Source organism: Herpetosiphon geysericola (assembly GCF_001306135.1).
Lineage (GTDB): Bacteria > Chloroflexota > Chloroflexia > Chloroflexales > Herpetosiphonaceae > Herpetosiphon > Herpetosiphon geysericola.
The window spans coordinates 1-19480 of the sequence record NZ_LGKP01000006.1; the positions used below are offsets into that span (position 1 = coordinate 1).

Sequence of the window (19480 nt, forward strand, 5' to 3'; positions counted from 1 at the left end):
TGCCGATTTATTTCCGACCCTGCCGCATCAAAGCCAATTCAATCGTCATGCTCGCCGCCTGTGTGGCCTGCTTGAACCATTACGCCAGTCGTGGCTCCGCTCCTGGGCAACCATTACTCGTCCGCAGGTCATTCTGGATACCAAACCGATTCCCGTGGTTGGGTATGCCCGCCCCAAAACCCGCAGCGATTTTGCTGGCAGTGCCAGCTATGGGTACTGTGTTAGCCGCAAATTGCATTATTTTGGCTATAAACTGGTCATGCTCACGACCCTGGATGGCATTCCCGTCGCCTATGATCTCGTTCCTGCCCATACCGATGAGCGAGCCGCTGCGGACGAACTACTCGACCGAATCACGAATGCCGATGTCTGGGCGGATAAAGGCTTTCTTGGTCAACAATGGCAGCAGGCGGTGCGGAACACGACTACGAATCGCATCTGGACGGCCAAACGCCACAATCAACGACGGAATCCCGCGCCATTTGATGCGCTCCTCGGGTCGATCCGTGAACGGATCGAAGGGACGTTTCATGAACTGCAAAACACCGGACGGCATGTCGAGCGCTTGTTGGCCAAAACCGTAGAAGGCTTGGCGACCCGTATTGCGAGCAAGGTGACCCATCTGGTCTTAAAAGCCGTGTTGCGTGCACGCTTTGGGATCGATGTGCTCACCTTCACCATTCTTAAAGAAGCCTAACTCACATCAAGCGTATCTATAGTAAATTCGTTAAATAATCAAGATGCAACACGTATTAATCAAATTAATCAGGAACTGGAAAATAATGTTGTAATATCTTATGATAGGGCAAAAATAATATTAGGTGATACACTTTTAACAAAGGTTTTATCTATAGGATTATTTGATGTAAATAGTGTAAGCAATGATATATCGGAATATTATTTTATCACAAAGCCTTCTTCATTTGGAAAGTATGGTAATCCTTTACAGGATGATGCCTTAGATTTAGTAAAAGCATTTGTTACTTCTCTACATTATGGTATAAACTATAGCGGTAATAATCGAGGAAGAATTACTATGTTACCACAATTGATGAAAAAGTTGATAGCTGGAGATTGGGTTGGGCCTGCTACAGCTATAGGACAGGATTATAAGGTGCTTGAGTTAAAGAGAGTTATTGAAGTAAAATCGTTAAATAATAATCTATACTTAATGAGATTATTAAAAAAGGAAGTAGGTCAGTTAGCATTGCAGGCGCTTCAAGAAGGTGATATAAGTGAGGCTTCGTTACCGAATTTTGGTAGCGCACAATTAATAAAATATGGTAATCCTGAGTATAATCGTGAAATCATAAGAAGAAAACAATCTCATCAAAGCAAGAACTCAATTGTTAATATGTTAAGAACATTAAGGAGTAAATAATGAATATTAATAAAGGTTATGCAATGGAAGAACAATTAAGACAATACTTTAGAGAATTAGGTTATTTTGTTGTCAGGGGTGTAAATTTTAGATACGAAGGTTTTGACGTAACTGATATTGATTTATGGCTGTATATGAAACAATCAACTTTAACTAGGGAAAGAATCAATGTTGACATAAAGAATAAGAAAACCCCTCAAGCTATAGAAAGAATTTTCTGGAATAAAGGATTACAAATTGCTCTAGGTTTAGAGAAATGTATGATTGCTACTACAGATGATCGTTCCTCTGTAAATAATTTTGGCATAGATAATGATGTAATTGTGTTAGATGGAAGTTTTCTTTCGAGATTATCAAAAATACCATTAGATCCATCTCGTTTAATAGAAGAAGATTTTATACAAGTTATTGATATAGATGATAAAGGAAAAAATAGTGTTTTTTGGAGAAAAAGAATAAATCAATCAAAAAGTTTTCTTTTAACTCAATTGGATTATAGTGGATGCAATTATTGGCTTGGGGAAATATATTTTTTCGCTAATCAAATACTTGTATCTCACCACAGAAGAGAATCTGCCTGTAGGATAATGTATCTACTAATATCATATCTTCTGATAGGAATAGATTTTATATATAAAGATTTATCTTCTTTAGATTCTCAGACAAGAATAAATATTTTAAATAATGGCTTTCTTCATGGATCTTTAGGAGAAGATGGAACAAAAAAAATTGTGGAGATGGCATTACAGCTTATCAGAGATTATATGCCACAAAATACAGGTAGTATTTCTTCATTGAAAAGGAATTTAGAGGAAGTATACGATTCAATCCCTGTTAATATATTGAGTGACTATTTTAGTAAAAGTGATATTGTTAAAAATCTCTTTAGCCTAGCAATTATTTTCGAGAAATTAGCTTATAGTAAAACCTTTTATCCATTAACATTGATTGATAGTGATTTACAATCAATAATAGGCGTAATTCTCGACTTCTACAATATAGAAAGAAGATCATTATTTGAGGCTTTTGAATAGGGTATGGCTTTATACCATACCCTAAATATTCATACTTTCTGTTTATCGTTGGCGCACAATCAAGCCCAACACGAGCAAGAGCATGGCAACCGAGGCCCAAACCCAGCCATAGCTTGGAGTGCTGCTGGTATCAGGCAAGGTAATTGGCACGCCTGGCGCTGGTGTGGCAGTTGGTGCTGCTGGCACTGGCGTTGCGCTTGGTTGAGTCGCATTGCCATAGTAGTGCGCATACAAATCTGGCACTAAAGTAAAGTTGACTTTATTCACCACCGCTGGGTCAATTGTGCCAGCGTTTTTAACCGATTCTGCAATCAAATCGCGAATTTCGCTGGTCGATTGATATAAAATCTTGCCTTCGCGGAACATGGCAAAGCCGCCGCCGCCACCAGCTCGATAGTTGTTGATTGCAATCCGCAGGGTTTGTTCAGGCGCGATGTCAACTCCATTCAATTGGAGTTTGGTCACGCGCTGGCCTGCTGGCTTGGTCAAATCGTAGCTATAGTCGATGTCGGTGTACAAATCCCAGTTGTAATCGCGGGCATTATCGTTGACCACAGCCTTTGGGTCATCGGGCAAGGCATTGGGATCAAGTTGGCGGAAATATTCGGCGTTACGTTCCAAGGCGCGGCGCAGAATATCGCCATTAATTTCCATCACATACAGCGTATTGTCGTAAACATAAATGCTGTAGGCATCGCGCAGCGTAATTTGGCCTGCCGGAATCATGCCGCCATCGGTGAAAATTGCTGCCAGCGAGAGATCGACAGGGTAGCCTGCATCAGCGGCAGCTTGCTTTTGCACATTGTTGATCAAATCGGCCAAGGCGCTATCGCGATAACGAGCCTTAGGGCCGCCAGCAAATTCGGCGCTGGCTGTACCAACTGGCTGGCTGATGTAGCTCAAGGTTTGGTCGTGGTAAGGCTGGGCAATTACTTTGATCTCTTGATCTTCGGCAACATTGGTAACTGAAATGTTGGTTGAATCTTTGTTGATCACATTCCAGCTATCGCCATTTTTCTCAACCGTAATCGAAACCTTGCCCAACGAGCGGCCCCAGTATGATGGCTCGATCAGCAACACGTTGTTGATCACCGCTTTGGGTACGCTCAAGTGCGAGTGGCCAGTCAAAATCACATCAACGCCAGGCACTTCTTGAGCCAATTTGATCGAGACGTTTTCGCCTGGCAACGAGCCAGTATCACGCCATGTGCTGGGGTCGGTCAGCCATGCTTCAGGCTTGGTTGCATCAGCAGGCTGTTTTTCCCAGCCAGTGTGTTGCAACAAGACCACGATGTTGGCCCCTTCGGCGCGAATTTGCGGCACATATTGCTTGGCAATTTCAACCGGATCGGCGAATTGCAAGCCAGCAATGTTGGCTGGTTTTTCCCAGGTTGGCACGGTTGGCGTAGTCAAAGCCAAAAAGCCAACTTTCACGCCATTAACATCTTTGATGATATACGGTTTGAAGGCTTCGCTACCATCGCTTTTGCGCACGTTAGCACTCATTACGGGGTATTGCGCTTGGCTAATATAACGATTCAGCACATCCAAGCCATAGTTGAATTCGTGGTTGCCTAACGAAGCAACATCATATTTTAGTGCATTAAACACCGCAGCCATTGGATGGGCGGCATTTTGATCGATTGCGTTGTAGTAGTAGGTCAAGGGCGTGCCTTGAATCGTATCGCCATTATCGACCAATAACAGATTGGGATCGAGCGCTCGTTCTTGTTTGATCAGGGTTGCAACCTTAGTCATACCCCATTCGGCAGGCTTGCCAGTGTAGTAATCCCACGCCATCAAATTGCCGTGAATATCGCTGGTTTCCAAAATTGTGACCGTGCGTTGCTCATTTTGGGCCTTGACGACACCGCTCTGTAAGCCGAGCGGAGCCAAAACAGCCACCAATAGCAACAACGCGAACGCACGTAGCAAACGCATCATTCAATCCTCCTAAAACACTGATATGCTCGTATTGAGATCCAAGCATATAGTGCTATAATACGCCGCTCCGGAGATTCGGTCAAAAATTTTAAGTTCTATTTAAGCAGATCATCCTCATTGGATTAAGCAGCGATTGCTCTAACACCCAATAAATCCCACGGGTCTAGATCATGCCAAATAGCCCAGATAACAGAGCCAACTTGGAGCAGCGCTGGCATGATTAATCCGCCAAAATACATACTGAATCCAACCAGTTCTGCGCCCAAAGCTGGCTGTTTAAGTGGCCGATAGAGATAAACCCCAATGATTAAGAGCATTCCAATAATCGTACAAATGCTTGTTAATTGTTCTCGATTCTTATCGCCAAGAAGTTTAATGCAAAATGTTGTTAACAAGCTATGCGCAGTTACCACAACGAATCCTATTGGAACATACAAATACATACAATAGACAAACATAAGTATTGATAGAAAATAGTTATTGACGTAAACCATCAATATCCCAATTGGAATTGATGTCATTAATGAAATACTAAGTGTATTTTTCACTATAAAACCGATAAACGATTTCCTTTTAGGCAATTTATCGATTTTTGGAAGAGTATACATAGCTATAATTCCTTATAAATTAGAAACATCATGACGAATCATATACTAAACGTAGTATTTTAAATACAAAAATTGTGCAACAAAACTGTTACACAATTCGATCTAGCGCTCAATTATTTGGATTTGACTAAATATCAATATCGAGCATTTTGCGCAGTTGTTCGCGCCGTTTTGGTTTGCGCCGTGGGCGATAAAATGGATCGCTGGCTTGCAGATCGCGTTTGATTTTTTGCGAACGGCCATTAACCAAGCCTCGCACGTAAGCGGTCAAATCGGCCAATGAAGCAGCCTTATCGGCCAACGACAAAATCCAGCCTTCGCGGGTCATGGGGGCGGGGCCAATCGGGTACATATGGCCAACGATTGCTAGGCAGACAGCCGAATCTTCGCCTTGTTCTTCGGCCCAGCGTGCAGCCACAGCGCCATGATTTTCCAGCGTGCCATAACGCGAATCAATATCGTGCAGCAAGGCAGCCCGAGTACAAACTCGCACATCGGCTTTCAGCAAACGGGCAATGCGATATGAATAGCGGGTAACCCGCATTAGATGTTCGTATTTTGCAATCCCATGGTGCAGATGGGTTTGGGTTTCCAGCACTTTGGGATGGGCAAGTAGATCCTCAATCAAATCATCCATCGTTCTTTCCTCCTGGCCGATTCAATTGAATTGCGTCAATCGTGATCACAATATCACAAACTGTACCATGCGTAACTTTTTATTGTCAACCTATTTTTTAGTATCGTAAGATTTAGGAGCCTAGCAATAAGACGATAATTGGGCCACGCAGGATGCAAAGCGCGCAGTTTGAAACCACGAAGAACGCGAAGAGCACGAAGGCTATTTTAGCCACAGATTCCACAGATTGTTTTAATTATGTTCCAAAAGTCCAGAGCCTGTAGCCATAATTTCTCTGCGCCTCTGCGTTAAAAATTCGATCGACGCAGGATTGAAACCGCGAAGAGCGCGAAGGACGCGAAGGTTGTTTTAGCCACAGATTTCACAGATTGTTTTAATTATGTGTCAAAAGCCCATAGCCTGTAGCCATAATTTCTCTGCGCCTCTGCGTTAAATTTCTCCCTATGCTCTATGTTCTTTGCTAACGCACCTGATTCCCAACTAACGGCAAGAATACCTTGCGCAACCCAATCGATTGGGTCGCAGTTGGCGTATTGGTTGGCGGTGTGGCCGAGATTGTTGGGGTTTGGCTCAGCGTCGCGGTTGGCGAATGGGTTGGCGTACTGCTCGGCGGCGTGGTTGTTATGGTTGGCGTTTGGCTATTGGTTGGGGTCGGGCTGATTGTTGCCGAGCTGGTCGCGGTTGGCGTTTGGCTGTTAGTCGGAGTTGGGCTGATTGTCGGCGAATTGATGTTGGTTGGCGTATTGGTCGCGGTTGGCATGCTAGTTGGCGTATTGGTCGCGGTTGCTGTGGCAGTATTCGTATTAGTTGGCGTTGGCGTAGCCGTCGTTAGCACAAAACGACAAATTTGGAACGATTCGTTGCGACTGCTCATTGTAAAGCTATTGTTGGCAAATTGGCGACCACCAATCACAAACACCGTATCGTTGATGCTATCTGCTTCTGCTCCATAGCGTGAACTGTTCAACAGCACTTCCGACCATTCGTTGGTCTGCTGATCGAAAATTAAGCTTGAATTTGAGGCCACAACTGGCATCGAATAGCCCGTTGTAATCACAAAAAAGCGATCGAGCATTTGGGCATCGCCGCCCTGCATTTGGCGCCGAGGCAAATTAGGCGCAGCCAGCCAAGCATTTACATTTGGATCATAGAATTCCATCGTATCCAAGGCCGTTTGATTGCTAATTGTCGCCGTACCGCCAGCCACATAAAGTTTGTTATCTACCACTCCAGCAGAGGCGAACGCCCGCGGCGTGCTCATCGCTGGCCCGGCAGTCCATGTTTGGCTGGCTGGGTCGAAAATCCAAACGCTGGCGAGAGCATTAGTGCCATTCGAGCCGCCAATAATATACAGTTTGCCAGCAAGCACCGCCGATTGATAATAAGCCAAGGGCGTTGGCAGGCTTAGGCCGCTACGCCATAGATCAAGGGTTGGCGAATAAATTTGCAGATCGCTAATCAAGCCAGTGGTGGTTGAACCGCCAGTACGATAGCCGCCAACCACATAAATTTCGCCATTGAGCGTAGCCGCATCAGTCCCAAAGGTTGCAATCGGCATTGGCGCACGTTGTTGCCAGCTATCAGTAATTGGCTGGTAGCGCAACGTATTGGGCAAGGCAGGAGAATTATTATTTGGCCCTTGCCCACCAATTTGAAATAGTGCCCCATCAGCACTAACGACCGACGAATAGCGAGCCGCCAGCAACGAATCTTCGCGATCAAGCCAATGCCCAAGGCTACAACTGGTCACAATTGCTTGATTAAGCTCAACCAATTGGTTGCTTAATTGCAATGTTGTTTGATCGCTGGTGCGTGGTTGGGCCGTTGCCGGAATACTTACGCTCACTGTAATTGGGCGACTACTTTGAGCAGGAATCGTCAGCGTATTAAAAGGTAAACTGCTTGGCCAAGCACTCGGTGCAAGATTAAGGTTAATCGTTTGCGAATTGGGATAATTATTGCGCACGCTTAATGGATAGAGCAAGGTATCACCAGCACAGCCTTGGTTGCTGGTCGTGCCGAAAATTTCAATTGGCGGCGTGTCTTGAATCACCACGTCATCAATTAAGAGATTGGCGCCGAAATCGCTGATGCCCAAAAATCCTAGGTAAAACGGCTGGCCGACACTGGCAAATGGCAAATCAAGCTGATACTGCGTCCAGCCATCAGTTGCTCGATAGCGTGGATAGCTAGCGCGCGTCGTGTAGTTTTGGCCATCATTGCTGGTTTGCACCAACAGCGTATCAGCCGAGGTTGGAAAAATTGCGCTATGGTAATACCAAAAACTTGCCCGTAGCACATTGGTGGTTGGCGTAAGCACGGTTGATAAGCGCGCTGCATTGCCATTGCTCGTCGAATAACTATTGAAATGGGCCATACCTGCACCGCTATGAGGCTGGGCGGTTGGGCGAGTAGCACTGGTTACTTGGGTCCATTCAGGATCAGGCGTATCGGTTACAGTGATAATCGTGGTTGCCCAATTGGCAGGTGGAAAAATGGCACTATCGAAGCTTTGGTTAATGTAAATTGTTGGGACAAGGGCAATTTGTGGGCGGGGCATTGGCCGTTGTAACTCACGCGCTTGCGTATTCGCGCCACCAAAAAAAAGCAGCAATAACCCCAGCAGGAGCACAATCCGAAGGGTACGAGTAGTCATAGGCTTGCCTCCAAACAAGTACAATCGCCAAAAACGACATTCGATAGTAGCTCATCAACTTAACAGAACAATGCGTAGCATCATTATACGCGCAATCTTTAGGCAAGTCGTGAGGGTTCAAGTTTTGATCCACGAAGGGCACGAAGATGTGGCTATAGGCTATGGGCTTTGCTTTCATCCCTCATACTTCATAATTCATCCTTCGGTCGCTCTGCGCCGCTGCGTTAAAACTATGATTTTTGCCTTCTGCCTTTTGATTTTCGATTTCTGCCTTTATGTTCTATGCTCTTTGCTCTCTGTTCTTTTTGCCTTCTGCCTTCTGCCTTTTGATTTCGCTTTATACTTAGATGTATGTTGACGATTCGCCAAACGAGCATGTTGATAAGCTTGCAGGATACGGGGCGCGCTGGGCTGCGCCATTGGGGCGTGCCTGCCAGCGGCGCACTCGATTGGTTGGCGCATAGTCTCGCTAGTCGCTTGGTTGGTAATGCAGCTGAGTTGGCCAGCCTCGAAATTACGGGCCCAGGCGCGCGGCTACATTTCAGCGAGTTAACAATCATTAGTTTGGTTGGGGCCGATTTAGGCGCTGAGCTTGATGGCCAACCAATCGCACTTGGCAGAGCTTGGTTGGTGCGACCCAATAGCGAGTTGAGTTTTAACCAACGGCGGCACGGCGCACGCTGCTATTTGGCAGTTGCTGGTGGCTTCAACATTACACCCCAACTTGGCTCGCAAAGCTGTTTGCTTGGGGCACCATGGTCGGGCTACTTGGCACAACCATTGAGAATCGGCGATCAATTAAGCTATAACCAACCAGATCTAAGCATTGCAGGCCGCAGCCTGGACACAACGTCCATTGATTCGAGCCAAAGCCTAATTCGCTATCTACCCAATCGCCGACTGGCTAACAAAATTCAGCGCCAGTTTCAAGCCCAAACCTGGTGTATTAGCAGCAAAAGCAATCGGATGGGCTATCGTTGCGCAGGCCAAGCCTTAGCCGCCCCAGCCAAGCCAGTCCGTTCGTTTGGAGTTGTGCCAGGCACGATTCAGCTGCCACCAGATGGCCAGCCGATTGTGCTTTTGGCCGATGCCCAAACCACTGGCGGCTATCCGGTGCTTGGAGTGGTCATTCGAGCCGATTTGCCAAAACTCGCCCAGCGTTTGCCTTCTGAGTATTTGCAATTTCAGCCAATTGGGCTTACACTAGCTGAACGCGCTTTTGCAGAACAACTGAATCTCCTCAAGGCCAACTTCGAGCTAGAACCACTCATTCTTGGGACACCAATTTAAGCTTAACCCCATGGTACTAACTCTCTATTCCCCAAAAAGATTGTGCAAAAATAAACAATAGCCTAAAAATGTGGGTAAGTGTGGGATAATGTGGGATAACTTTTTGGAATTTGTCAATTTAATTCTTTTTCTAGAGCCATAATAACACAAATGTTTCAAATAATTATAAAACCCGCTTGTTAATAAAAACACATGTTCTGAATACTATCCCCAAATTGCTTAAGTTACCCCCAAAAATGTGGATAACCATGTGGGATATGTGGGAAACTTGGGATATGTGGGATATTTCATGGCCCGCAAATGATTGTGTATAATCGCCAAGGCAAGCGAGTGTCGCTGCCATTCGCACCTATGTGAGGCTTTTATGCATATCTATCAGCTTGCAAAGGCATTATTATTTCGTTTAGCACCAGAAAAAGCCCATCGAATTACGACTGTTGGGCTTGATTTAGCTACGTATTTACCATTTTCCTCAAATATATTCCGTTCTTTTCATCACAATGACCCAATACTTAATACACATTTGTGTGGGTTAACGTTCAATAATCCTGTTGGTTTAGCTGCTGGTTTCGATAAAGATGGTACACATATTCGTGGTATGCGCCAATTGGGCTTTGGTTTTTTGGAATTAGGCACAGTTACGCCCAAACCACAAGCTGGCAACGAACAGCCGCGTTTATTTCGTTTAGTCGAAGATCAGGCATTAATTAACCGTATGGGATTTAATAATGCAGGGATTGAAGCCTTAGCCTTACGTTTAGCCAAACAGCCGCGTTTAATTCCACTGGGCATTAATTTGGGCAAAAATAAAAACACTCCCAATGAACAAGCAGCTGATGATTATCGCCAAGGAATTAACTTGCTTGGCGAATATGCAGATTATATTGTGATCAATATTTCTTCACCCAACACGCCAGGTTTACGTGAACTTAGTCGCCGCGAACCATTAACCGAATTATTGCAGGTTGTGCAAACTGCCCGCCAACAATTACGCCATCAAGCGCCATTGTTCGTCAAACTCTCGCCCGACGAAGATCGCGCTGGTTTAGATGCAGCACTTGGCGCAGCGCTTGATGCTGGGGTTGACGGGATTATCGCCACCAATACAACCATCAACCGCGAAAACTTACGTTCAGCTCAGCACACCGAAACTGGCGGATTAAGTGGTGCGCCGCTCAAAACCAAAGCCTTGCAAACCCTCAAATATATCTATCAAAGCACAAATGGCAAGCTGCCATTGATTGGCGTTGGTGGCATTGCTAATGGCCACGATGCTTACGAACGGATTTTGGCTGGCGCGAGCGCAATCCAACTCTATACCAGCCTAATTTATGCTGGGCCACAATTGGTAAGTACAATCAACCGTGAGCTAGCTGCATTGTTGCGGCGCGATGGCTTTAATTCGATTCAAGCAGCGGTTGGGTCAGCAATTTAACGCTACAGAGGTGAACATAAGTCACCCATATGGCAAAACCAAGATGACACCAGAGCATGACATAACTGGTTGCGCTGCTATAGGGGGCGTGGTAAGATGCAACGCAAGGGAGCGGCATTAATTCATAAGTATGCACCACGATGATGCATAGAAAGGTTTCAGCGTTATGGTTCGTGTCCAGGTTGATAGCATACGCTTTAGTCTACTCACACAACAACGGATTGTTGTCCTACGGGAGCTGAACAGCCGTCGCTATGTGACAATCTGGATCGGCCCGTTTGAAGCCGATGCAATTGCACTAGCCGTCCAAGGCCATGAGCCACCTCGCCCAATGACCCACGACCTGCTTTTGGCCACCGTTAAAGCACTGGGCGGCACGATTCGCGAAGTTGTAGTTAGCGATTTTCGCGATAGCACCTTTTTTGCCCGCTTAGTCATCGATAACAATGGCCAAGCGATCGAGCTTGATTCACGTTCTAGCGATGCAATTGCCTTGGCAGTTCGCGCCGAAGCCCCTATTTTCGTGGCCGACCATGTGATGGAAGAATTGGGCCATATGATGGACGACCAAGACGAAAGCGAAGATATTCCAACAACATCGGTTTCGCAGGCCGAGCCTGAGGCTGCCCCAACAACCGATGAAGAAGAGCTTTCGATCTTCCGTAAATTCATCGACTCAATCGATCCAGAATCGGATCAATAAGAAACCCATTATCCGCTCCTTTTGCCGTCACTGAAGCTTCAGTGGCGGCTTTTTTTGGCTAAAATCAAGCCTGCATCTTATCCACAGCTATCCACAGCTATCCACAGGCTCATGCAGCGCTCATGTTATCCAGAGGTTTTCCACCAAGTTATCAGCAGCTTTTCCACAAAACATCCACGATCAGGATCTACTATATCTAGGGCTATGCACATGCTGAGTAGCCTAGATGTAGCGTTATCCCCGTTTATTCGCCAGTTATCCCCAAAATTATCCACAAATTGGGGATAACTAGCCCTTTGCTGTGGAAAACTAGCCAACATGTGGACAGACATGGGGAAACCATGTTGGCAGATCGTGCACAAGAATCCACAGCATGCGCCTATCCCCAAAAGCATGGGGAACATGGGGAAACTCGTCCACGATCTATCCCGATCAAGCATGGCGCATTAGAAGAGCATGAAAAGCGATCTTTCCACAAATCCACATGCTCTACTGTTAACGTCTATTTCATGATCCTTATTAAATAATATATTGGGGAAATCCCCAATGCTACGCATTGGATTAAGCCTAATTGAAATAAAGCGATTGAAGGTTCAAATCAACGAAATTAGCGTAGCCCTACCATATAATTTTTTACTTTATCTATATATTTAGATGCTTATTTGCCTGGATTTAATCTGTGTAAATGCTTTTTAAAGTATGCTAGGATGTAGGTAGCCATTTCTAGTGAAGACGGAGCTTTGTTATGTCTGATGAGCAGCGAGCCACGATTCGGATTTTATTGGCCGAAGATAACGAACTTGTGGCCTTGACCATGGAAGAATATCTGACCGATTTGGGCTATCAGGTTGTGGGTGTTGCCCGCACCGGAACCCAAGCCTTAGAACTGGCGCGCCAATTAGACCCAGATATGGCGATTCTTGATGTTAAGTTGCCAGAATTGGAAGGAACCGAGGTTGCCGCGCGCCTGTATGCTGAGCGTCCAATGCCAATTGTGATGGTTACCGCCTTTACCGACCGTGACACGATTCGCAAAGCTGAACGAGCTGGAGCATTGGGCTACTTGGTCAAGCCAGTAACGATGGAAGCATTAACCCCAGCGATCGATATCGCCTTAGCGCGCTTTGCCGAAATTCGGGCCTTGCGCCAAGAAGTTGATGCCTTGCACGAATCGCTGGAAGCACGCAAATTGATTGAACGGGCCAAGGGTATTTTGATGCAGCGCCTGAATATTAGCGAACACGATGCCTATGAGCGTTTGCGTCATCGTGCTCGTGAAAAGCGGGTTAAACTCAAAGATGTAGCCCAAACCATTATCGATGCTGAAGCCTTGCTCTCATAATTGCCCCAGCATTGTTGTTGTTTGCATTTGGTCTTTTTGCGCTATTCAATAGGTTTGAAGCGCCCTTGTGGATTTCCACAAAGGCGCTTCAAGCGATTAAGCGAGCACAACTACCGTGGGGTTGTGTTGGTGAATTTTGACCTGTACCGTATCGCCAGCATCGGGAGCTTTGAGCAGCTCAAGGAAAGGATAGATTTTGAGGGTGGTTTGTTCGAGTTTTAATTCAAGCTCAAATTCGAAAATCCGGCGGCCATAAGTCCCGCGCAACCAACCGGTTGGGGTTGCGCTCAGCACCGTTGCGGTTTGAATTTTGCCGTTGAGCTTGGCTTCGCATTCTGCTGGCGGGCTGTACAAGTGCATTCCATGGCGAATTGCCTTGAATATTAAGCCCGCAATTAGGGCTAGCAGCAGCGTCATGGTGATGCCCAGCGAAAAGCCGGCCATTTGGGCCACCCCAACTGCTGGAATAAAGAGCGAAATCGCGAGCACTAACAACACTGCATCAACCCACAAGCCACGGAGGCGTTTGGCAACTGGCATAACTAGCATTCCTCAGCATTTTATAAATCGAAGTATATTTATCCACGAATAATTATATCGATGATCGGTCTACATGCATATGTACGCCCTTTTTGTTTACCAGAAATTTCTTCAATAATTTCTAGCGATTGAAGCTCATCAATGACTGGTTGAATAGATGTATGGTATCGTCCTGTATAATCAGTTATATCGCGGATAGTCCTGATAGGATGATGGAAAAAGACCTCTAAAACCTCTTGAGCAACTGATCGTTTGCGTGGTGAAATATCTTTTAATATTAGCTTCGGTAAATCAATAATAATATCTGTTAATTGAATTGTTGATTGGGCTTGGGTATAAATTCCATCAATAAAAAACTCAATCCATTCTAGCCAATTTCCCTCTTCGCGTACCGATTGTAGTAACCTATAGTATGTATCACGACGACTTTCAAAATATACGCTAGGATAAATTAGCGGTGCCGTAAGCAAGCCTTGTTGAATTAACTGAAGAATGATTAATAACCTTCCAACCCTACCATTACCGTCATGAAATGGATGAATAGTTTCGAATTGATAGTGAGTTAATGCGGATTGGATTAAGCGTGCTGAGCTTTGTTCACTATTAATATACTGTTCTAAGCCCGACATCAAGAATAAAACAAGTTCTGGTGGTGGTGGAACAAATGTAGCTTTATCGATGGTAATTTGATCTGTATTACCAATATAATTTTGAGCTTGCTTAAATGTTCCTGCTTGGCCTGATCCTCGAACACCATGTAAGAGGCGCTCATGAAGGCCCAAAATTAAATTAATTGAGATTGGAATACGTTCAAGTTCTGTGACTCCCCAGCGTAACGCTTCGGCATAATTCGCAACCTCACGTACTGCTTGACGTTCACTATCCTCAATTATTTGAAACCGAATAAGTTCATCAACTGAAGCAATTGTTCCCTCAATCGTAGAGCTTGCAATTGCCTCACGTTGTAATGAACTATAAATCAAAAGATCTGCATTTGGTAGTAATTTACGGCACATTTCTACTTTACCAAGAGCATGAGTTGTTTGCTCAATTTTATTCTGTAAAGCAGATGAGATGATTAATTCGGGGGGTAATGGATTTGGAAAAAATGTTTGATGCCCTGCCATTGATCGAATATAGCGACCGCTTGGTGTTTCCATAAAACTATCCTATTGACAAAAATACGCTAATTTGTCAATAGGATAGTTTTATTTAGGTTTAATGTCAATTTCTATTGACAGAAATAGGTACTTTTTGTCAATAGAAACAAGCTATTGAGTAATTCGCACAATAGCTTGTCAGCTGAATTAAATTTATTGGCAGCTTGTAGCTAGGGCTTGGTTAATTACGGCAGGGCTTTGTTCAATCGCTTCTAGGGCAAAACCTTGGATTTGCCAAGGCTGATCTGGCTCAGTGTTGTTGCGATGCAACGTGACGCAGCCCACCTCAAATTGCAATTGCCCAGTTTTATCGGGGCTAAACCAAACCAGATTGGTCGAATAATAGATATTGCCAGCGCCAGCATCGCTTAAGCCTTGAGGGTTGATCAAGACTTGGTTGAACTGTTTGGTAGCAAATTGTTGGCTCCAAGCTGCCACATCGTTAGCTGGTTGCTCACGCCAATAGCTGAATGCTTGAGCATAATCTGCTTGATTAAGCGCATTCGTGTAGAGTGTAAGCAATTGTTCTGGGGTTTGAGCTTCGTTTGGTTGGCTGGTTGCTGGGCAAATTTGGCCAACGCGCTGATTTAATGTTTGCAAATCGTTGACCAGCTCGAATTGGCTGCCGCGGATTTGCCATGGCTCGCTTGGGCCATTGATGTTAACTCGATGCAAATCGTAGCAACCAACAAAATATTGCCAACCTGCTTGGCGATCGTAGGCAATTAAGGCGGCGGCAACCCGCGCATGTTGATTGCCAGCTCCTACATCAATCTCAACATTCGGATTGACTAAGACATCGACACTGAGCGTTTGCTCGTAGCCTTGCTCAAATTGATCAAACGGCATTGGCTCAAGCTCAAAATAGCTGTAGGCCCGTTGATATTCGGCGCGATTAACGGCGTTGTAAAAGCTGGCTAGCAAACTCAGCGGGCTTTGTTGATCGTCGAAAACAGCTAGATCTGCTTTGCTTGGTGGCGCTGGTTCAGTAACCACAACCGCAGTTTCAGCCACTGCGGGAGCGGCAGCGGCTTGGGTTGGGCTTGGCTGAGTTGGCTCGCTGCTGGCAGCAGGAATACTAGCGGTTGCTTGTTCCTGTAGAGGTTGTATTGGAGTTGGGGTGCTATTGCTACAGGCTGTGAGCAATCCAAGCCCCAAAATAAGCATCAGACGTGAATAACGGTGCACGATGGCCTCCTTTCATCGTGCAGTATACGCCGCCTTTGCTTGGTTGGGGGTGAGATTGCTATGATGCTATGCTGATAAGCTGATTATGCTTCGACCAAACGCATAACGATTTCGCCATCTTCGACTTCGCCAGTTGCTTCGAAGCCAACTTTTTGATAGAGCTTTTCGGCAACCGCATTGCCTGGCACATAACTCAGGCGAATTTCGCTGCGATACGATTTATGTTTGAGATGATCAATGACTGCCAAAAGTGCTGGTTTGGAATAGCCTTTGCCTTGGTGTTCAGCGCCAATCATGAAACGAATAATCCAATCGTGGCCAGTGTCAGAATCACGACCCATCAGCACAAAGCCCACCAAATCGGTATCTGCATAAATTGCCCGTGGCTCCCAATCGGGGTGAACATAGGCTTCGGCGACCGAAAACATATTTTGGGCTACAAATTGAGTTTGATCGTCGCGGACTTTGAGTTTAAGCACAGGTCGAAAGTTTTCCTCAGTTATTGGTTCTAAGCGAATCGTCGCCATTTTAAAACTCCTGTTCCGAAGGATGAAGGATGAAGGATGAGGGATGAATCCAAACGCAAAAGTCAAAAGTCAGAAAGCAAGAATCAAAAGCCAAGAACCCTCATATCTCTGTGCCGCTGTGTTAAAGCGAATGTCTTTTAGCCACAGATTGGCACAGATTCGTATGATTATGTTCTCCTAGCCCAAAGCCAAGAGCACAAAGCTTTAACTTCTCTGCGCCTCTGCGTTAAAGCAAAAGCCAATAGCCCAACCCCAAAGGCTTAAAAAAACAGCGATGAAGGTTGCTGGGCCTTCATCGCTGGAATCGTGCTCCTGATTAGTCGCCGCCGAGTAGGCCACCGATAACACCACCAATATTGCCACCGCCGCCACTGCCACTGGCTGGCATATATTCGGCCAGTTTCTTGGCAACGTTCATGACTGGCATAGTTTGCAGCCAAATTTTACCTGGGCCGCGCAAGGTTGCAAGGAACAAGCCTTCGCCACCAAACAACATATTTTTGAAGCCGCGTACCATTTCAATATCGAATTGGACGCTTGGCTCGTACATCGCCACGTGGCCAGTATCAACCTTCATCACTTGGCCTGGTTGCAAGTAGTATTCAACCACTTCGCCATCAAGCTCAGCAAAAACCACGCCCGGGCCGGTGGCTCGTTGCATGATAAAACCTTCGCCACCAAACAAGCCTGCGCCTAATTTGCGGCGGAAGTGAATATCAAGCTGAACCGATTTTTCGGCACACATAAACGAGTCTTTTTGCATGATGATTTCTTGGCCAGGTGCGAGGTGTAATGGCACAACTTTGCCAGGCATTTCGCTGGCAAAACCGATCAAGCCAGTGCCACCAGCAACCGTGAAATCGACGATGAACAACGATTCGCCCGAGAAGGCGCGTTTGAACATCTTGCCGATGCCACCGCCAGAGTTGGTGTTCATCTGCACATTGCCGCTCATCCACGACATGCCGCCGCTTTCCGAGAAGATCATTTGGCCTGGATCAAGCTCGATGATCACCGCTTGCAGCACTGATCCAATCACTTTGTAGCGCAAACCAGTGGTCATACCACGGCCACTCAAGGCAACTTGTGGTTCGGGCAAATCAAGTGGGCGACCTGGTTCGCTGGCCACGGTATATGCGCCTTCTGGCGGTGCGCCATAGTTTGGTTGGGGCGGTGGTGGTGGATAGCCACCTTGGGGCTGATTGTAGTTGGGCTGATTTGGAATTGGTTGACCCGTTTGGGGATCAAATTTAGGCCGATAGTCGTTCTCAGACATCACACGCTCCTCAGCGCTAGCACAAAAAAGTGCAACACAATAGGTATTTTCATTGTACAACCTTCGTCTAGTACGTTGGTGCTTGGTCAAAGGTTGCTAGCTTGGTTACTGGCTTAGGTGGCAATTGCCATGCCTTCAGTAAGCAGCTAATTGAGGCTAAAGCTTAATCAGCAAAACTATTGTAAGATGGCACCAAAATTTGAGCGAAGGAGATAGAAATGGGCCGAGCAACATTTGGATATTGGCTCTTGATCGCTATTAACTGCCTTTTGGTTATTTTAACGCTGCGTGGTTTTTATCATATCTATGCGGTTATTTCGTTTCCGTATGATATTACCAACGGCGAAGGCTTTGTTCTGCGTGATGCTGCGCTGCTCTTGCAAGGCTCCCAAATTTATCAACCGATTGAACAAAGCCCATTTCTGGTTTCGAATTATCCACCACTCTTTGCTTGGCTAGCCTCAAAGATAATGCTGCTTACTGGGCCGACATTTATTGCACCCAGACTGCTTTCAGCGCTCGCATTTATCGCTACATCAGGTTTAATCTTCTATCTGCTGCATAAAAAGAATGTTGCCCTGAGCTATTGTATATTCGCTGAATTGCTCTTTTTCAATTCGATCTACGTCTATTATTGGAGCGCTTGGAGCAGGGTTGATGGCTTGGCGGTTTGTTTTAGCTTGCTGGCAATTGTTGCAATTGAGATTAAATTAAATCTGCGTGCGGTGCTTTTGGCGGCGCTGGCATGTTTTGCGGCGGTTGCTACCAAACAAAGTGCCCTAGCTGCGGTGGCTGCAATTGGCTTATATTTACTCATTCACGATCGTAAACTATTAATAATTTTTTTGAGTGCTTGGGCAAGCCTGCTCATTCCATCAATTTTGTGGTTAAATTCCAGTAGCAACGGTGAATTTCTGCGCCATATCATCACCTATAACCAATTAGAATGGTATCCGCGGGTGTTTCTTGGCCAAGCCAAAAATTTTGTAGCCACCCATTTTATATTTGTATTGGCCTATGCTTGGTTTGCAATTAAGTATTTCAAACGCGAGCAACTATTGCTAATCTATGCAACGATTGCATTAGTAACCACTATTTCGACGGGCCGCGACGGTGCTTCGACCAATTATTTTATTGAATCGATTGCAATTACTGCAATTATAGTGGGCTTTATCAGCAAAGATTTGCTGGAACAGCCCCATAATTATCGATTGCGCTATGCTTGGGCTAGTTTGATTCTGCTTCAGCTTGGCTTTTTTGCCTTCCCGAACATCAAACCAGTTAGCTGGTTTAATAAAACTACGCCAGATTTTGGCTTGAATCCAAGCCTTGCAGATCGTGAAGCCTGCGATCAACTCAACGCGCATATTCAAGTAGCAAAAGGGCCGATTCTGGTCGAAAACCCAGGTTTTGCGGTGATTAATCATAAGGATGTGATTGGCAATGCAGCAGTGCTTAAGTTTTTTCGGCACAAAGGCTGGGATGCTCCAGTCGATAATTTTATTCAAACAATTGATGCTAAAGCCTACGATTTGATTATTTTTCAGGGCGAGGCCTATGATCTTGATGTGTTGCAAGCAACTGATCGTAGCTACCACGAAATTGCGCGGATTGATTGTCTTGGTGAATACGAAATCAAAGCACCGAATCGTTAGGTTTTTGGCCAAAACCGCTTTGAACTGAAGCTTAGGCTGAAAATTGGCACAGCGGTTGCGCTTAATGCTGCTATGCGTTATGATGGTAGCGCGTTTCTACCGTT

At 45.6% G+C, this 19480-nt stretch carries 17 protein-coding genes; 8 read left to right on the forward strand and 9 right to left on the reverse strand.

The window, feature by feature from the left end; translation table 11 throughout:
• The 3 genes from SE18_RS02290 to SE18_RS02300 all read left to right on the forward strand — a co-directional run.
• Positions 1–697: IS982 family transposase (locus SE18_RS02290; protein WP_054532803.1), on the forward strand; the 697-nt coding region annotated here is incomplete at its 5' end.
• A 339-nt stretch (positions 698–1036) separates the two neighbouring features.
• Positions 1037–1381 (forward strand): hypothetical protein, encoded by a 345-nt coding sequence (locus SE18_RS02295; RefSeq protein WP_054532804.1) that lies wholly within the window; start codon positions 1037–1039, stop codon positions 1379–1381.
• Positions 1381–2415 carry a hypothetical protein gene (locus SE18_RS02300; protein ID WP_054532805.1) on the forward strand — a complete coding sequence of 345 codons (1035 nt, stop codon included), beginning with the start codon at positions 1381–1383 and terminating at the stop codon, positions 2413–2415. The genes SE18_RS02295 and SE18_RS02300 overlap by 1 nt, the downstream gene beginning before the upstream one ends.
• A gap of 42 nt (positions 2416–2457) precedes the next feature.
• On the opposite strand, the gene SE18_RS02305 is transcribed toward SE18_RS02300, so the two are convergent.
• The 4 genes from SE18_RS02305 to SE18_RS02320 all read right to left on the reverse strand — a co-directional run bounded on the left by SE18_RS02305 (position 2458) and on the right by SE18_RS02320 (position 8260).
• Entirely contained in the window at positions 2458–4359 is a 1902-nt protein-coding gene (locus SE18_RS02305; RefSeq protein ID WP_236706790.1) for a bifunctional metallophosphatase/5'-nucleotidase, read from the reverse strand.
• 122 nt (positions 4360–4481) lie between these two features.
• A complete protein-coding gene (locus SE18_RS27095; protein WP_152976532.1) occupies positions 4482–4967 on the reverse strand; it encodes a hypothetical protein in 486 nt (161 codons plus the stop codon).
• Positions 4968–5094: 127 nt separating this feature from the next.
• On the reverse strand, positions 5095–5604 hold the full coding sequence (locus SE18_RS02315) for an HD domain-containing protein (protein ID WP_054532807.1): 510 nt from the start codon (positions 5602–5604) through the stop codon (positions 5095–5097).
• A gap of 460 nt (positions 5605–6064) precedes the next feature.
• On the reverse strand, positions 6065–8260 hold the full coding sequence (locus SE18_RS02320) for a Kelch repeat-containing protein (RefSeq protein WP_054532808.1): 2196 nt from the start codon (positions 8258–8260) through the stop codon (positions 6065–6067).
• A 375-nt stretch (positions 8261–8635) separates the two neighbouring features.
• Here SE18_RS02320 and SE18_RS02325 point away from each other — a divergent pair, with 375 nt between their 5' ends.
• From SE18_RS02325 to SE18_RS02340, 4 genes are all read left to right on the forward strand, one after another.
• The gene (locus SE18_RS02325) at positions 8636–9550 is read left to right on the forward strand and encodes a 5-oxoprolinase subunit C family protein (protein WP_160319458.1); all 915 of its coding nucleotides are present in this window, start codon (positions 8636–8638) and stop codon (positions 9548–9550) included.
• A 364-nt stretch (positions 9551–9914) separates the two neighbouring features.
• Positions 9915–10985, forward strand: coding sequence for a quinone-dependent dihydroorotate dehydrogenase (locus SE18_RS02330; RefSeq protein WP_054532810.1), 1071 nt, complete (start codon positions 9915–9917; stop codon positions 10983–10985).
• Positions 10986–11151: 166 nt separating this feature from the next.
• Entirely contained in the window at positions 11152–11688 is a 537-nt protein-coding gene (locus SE18_RS02335; RefSeq protein WP_054532811.1) for a bifunctional nuclease family protein, read from the forward strand.
• Positions 11689–12433: 745 nt separating this feature from the next.
• Positions 12434–13030, forward strand: a complete 597-nt coding sequence (locus tag SE18_RS02340; RefSeq protein WP_054532812.1) for an ANTAR domain-containing response regulator — start codon at positions 12434–12436, stop codon at positions 13028–13030.
• 96 nt (positions 13031–13126) lie between these two features.
• On the opposite strand, the gene SE18_RS27915 is transcribed toward SE18_RS02340, so the two are convergent.
• The 5 genes from SE18_RS27915 to SE18_RS02365 form a co-directional block, all read right to left on the reverse strand.
• Entirely contained in the window at positions 13127–13570 is a 444-nt protein-coding gene (locus SE18_RS27915) for a hypothetical protein (RefSeq protein WP_054532813.1), read from the reverse strand.
• A gap of 38 nt (positions 13571–13608) precedes the next feature.
• Positions 13609–14730: a Fic family protein gene (locus SE18_RS02350; protein WP_054532814.1), complete on the reverse strand. Its 1122-nt coding sequence runs from the start codon at positions 14728–14730 to the stop codon at positions 13609–13611.
• Between the two features lie 153 nt (positions 14731–14883).
• Positions 14884–15918, reverse strand: a complete 1035-nt coding sequence (locus SE18_RS02355; RefSeq protein WP_152976533.1) for a hypothetical protein — start codon at positions 15916–15918, stop codon at positions 14884–14886.
• Between the two features lie 83 nt (positions 15919–16001).
• The gene (locus SE18_RS02360) at positions 16002–16445 is read right to left on the reverse strand and encodes a GNAT family N-acetyltransferase (RefSeq protein ID WP_054532816.1); all 444 of its coding nucleotides are present in this window, start codon (positions 16443–16445) and stop codon (positions 16002–16004) included.
• A 316-nt stretch (positions 16446–16761) separates the two neighbouring features.
• On the reverse strand, positions 16762–17721 hold the full coding sequence (locus SE18_RS02365) for a TIGR00266 family protein (protein ID WP_083469680.1): 960 nt from the start codon (positions 17719–17721) through the stop codon (positions 16762–16764).
• A gap of 218 nt (positions 17722–17939) precedes the next feature.
• Between SE18_RS02365 and SE18_RS02370 the strand changes: the two genes are divergently transcribed.
• Complete coding sequence (locus SE18_RS02370; RefSeq protein ID WP_054532817.1) at positions 17940–19376, forward strand: glycosyltransferase family protein; 1437 nt, start codon at positions 17940–17942, stop codon at positions 19374–19376.
• Positions 19377–19480 lie beyond the last annotated feature (104 nt).

Coding starts and splice junctions, on each gene's coding strand:
- SE18_RS02305 (WP_236706790.1), bottom strand. CDS start 4,359: ATGATGCGTTTGCTACGTGCGTTCGCGTTGTTGCTATTGGTGGCTGTT.
- SE18_RS02340 (WP_054532812.1), top strand. CDS start 12,434: ATGTCTGATGAGCAGCGAGCCACGATTCGGATTTTATTGGCCGAAGAT.
- SE18_RS02335 (WP_054532811.1), top strand. CDS start 11,152: ATGGTTCGTGTCCAGGTTGATAGCATACGCTTTAGTCTACTCACACAA.
- SE18_RS02365 (WP_083469680.1), bottom strand. CDS start 17,721: ATGTCTGAGAACGACTATCGGCCTAAATTTGATCCCCAAACGGGTCAA.
- SE18_RS02295 (WP_054532804.1), top strand. CDS start 1,037: ATGTTACCACAATTGATGAAAAAGTTGATAGCTGGAGATTGGGTTGGG.
- SE18_RS02350 (WP_054532814.1), bottom strand. CDS start 14,730: ATGGAAACACCAAGCGGTCGCTATATTCGATCAATGGCAGGGCATCAA.
- SE18_RS02370 (WP_054532817.1), top strand. CDS start 17,940: ATGGGCCGAGCAACATTTGGATATTGGCTCTTGATCGCTATTAACTGC.
- SE18_RS27095 (WP_152976532.1), bottom strand. CDS start 4,967: ATGTATACTCTTCCAAAAATCGATAAATTGCCTAAAAGGAAATCGTTT.
- SE18_RS02330 (WP_054532810.1), top strand. CDS start 9,915: ATGCATATCTATCAGCTTGCAAAGGCATTATTATTTCGTTTAGCACCA.
- SE18_RS02320 (WP_054532808.1), bottom strand. CDS start 8,260: ATGACTACTCGTACCCTTCGGATTGTGCTCCTGCTGGGGTTATTGCTG.
- SE18_RS02315 (WP_054532807.1), bottom strand. CDS start 5,604: ATGGATGATTTGATTGAGGATCTACTTGCCCATCCCAAAGTGCTGGAA.
- SE18_RS27915 (WP_054532813.1), bottom strand. CDS start 13,570: ATGCCAGTTGCCAAACGCCTCCGTGGCTTGTGGGTTGATGCAGTGTTG.
- SE18_RS02360 (WP_054532816.1), bottom strand. CDS start 16,445: ATGGCGACGATTCGCTTAGAACCAATAACTGAGGAAAACTTTCGACCT.
- SE18_RS02325 (WP_160319458.1), top strand. CDS start 8,636: ATGTTGATAAGCTTGCAGGATACGGGGCGCGCTGGGCTGCGCCATTGG.
- SE18_RS02300 (WP_054532805.1), top strand. CDS start 1,381: ATGAATATTAATAAAGGTTATGCAATGGAAGAACAATTAAGACAATAC.